Source organism: Vibrio sp. Vb0349 (genome assembly GCF_033338975.1).
In genome coordinates this window covers 1-1,114 of sequence record NZ_JAWOTS010000376.1, presented here as the reverse complement: position 1 = coordinate 1,114, position 1,114 = coordinate 1, and the positions used below count along the sequence as shown (strand labels likewise).

Genomic DNA, 1,114 nt, shown 5'->3' with positions numbered 1-1,114 from the left:
GCAATTGTCATGGGCGCAGAAGGTGATGGCATGCGCCGCCTAACGCGAGAAACTTGCGATGATTTGATTAAAATCCCAATGGCAGGTAGCGTATCAAGTTTGAATGTGTCGGTTGCATCAGGCATCTGTTTATTCGAAGCAGTTCGTCAGCGCTTGGCTGCGAAGTAAGCGAATGAGACCATATGTCACTGAGCCCAAAGGCTTAGTGGCTTGAAGAATCAAACACATAGGATGGGAAACCATCCTTTGTTATTTTTAGCTAGGGAAATTATGACTCAACAAGATATTAAACTGATTGCGTTCGATCTGGATGGCACATTGTTGGACAGCGTACCTGATTTGGCGGTTGCTGCAGACCAAGCGGTACAAGCTTTGGGTTACCCTGCAGTATCGGAAGAGCAAGTACGTGATTACGTAGGTAACGGTGCTGACGTCCTGATTGGTCGCGCGCTAAGCCAAAGCATGACCATCAGTAGCGATCTTAGTGAAGAGCTGCGTGCAAAAGGACGCGAGCTGTTTGATGACTTTTACGCGCAAAGCGGTCATCAGCTGAGCCATCTTTACCCAACAGTAAAAGAGACGCTAGAAGAGCTACACCAGGCAGGCTTTACGATGGCGCTTGTAACGAACAAACCATCGAAGTTTGTTCCAGAAATTCTAGAGCAACATGGCATCGCAAAATACTTTGTGGACGTATTGGGTGGTGATGCATTCCCTGAGAAAAAACCAAATCCAGTCGCACTGAACTGGTTGATGGAAAAACATCAGGTGAAAGCGAGCGAAATGCTGATGGTTGGCGACTCGAAGAATGACATCCTTGCGGCGAAAAACGCAGGTTGTGCTTCGTTTGGTTTAACATACGGTTACAACCATGGTGAGCCTATTTCAGCTTCAAACCCAGATTTTGTCGCAGACAGTTTATCTGAATTATTGGAAGTAGTAGCCGTTTCTGCATAACGGCAACAAAAGAGCTTCCAAAATACTTGTTAATGAGTACACTGAGTAAACCGTGCGCTAAAAGCCGCACGGTTTTTCATTTTAATTAGATTAAGAAGTCAAAGGAATCATTCTAATGAGCAAACCCATTGTATTGAGTGGTGTTCAACCTTCAGGT

The 1,114-nt window shown here is 45.3% G+C and carries 2 protein-coding genes; both read left to right on the top strand.

The window, feature by feature from the left end; translation table 11 throughout:
* A partial coding sequence (locus tag R7Q47_RS25975; RefSeq protein WP_318090224.1) for a TrmH family RNA methyltransferase occupies positions 1 to 168 on the top strand: 168 nt, incomplete at its 5' end.
* 102 nt (positions 169 to 270) lie between these two features.
* The gene (locus R7Q47_RS25970) at positions 271 to 957 is read left to right on the top strand and encodes a phosphoglycolate phosphatase (protein WP_005496518.1); all 687 of its coding nucleotides are present in this window, start codon (positions 271 to 273) and stop codon (positions 955 to 957) included.
* The last annotated feature ends 157 nt before the right edge of the window (positions 958 to 1,114 follow it).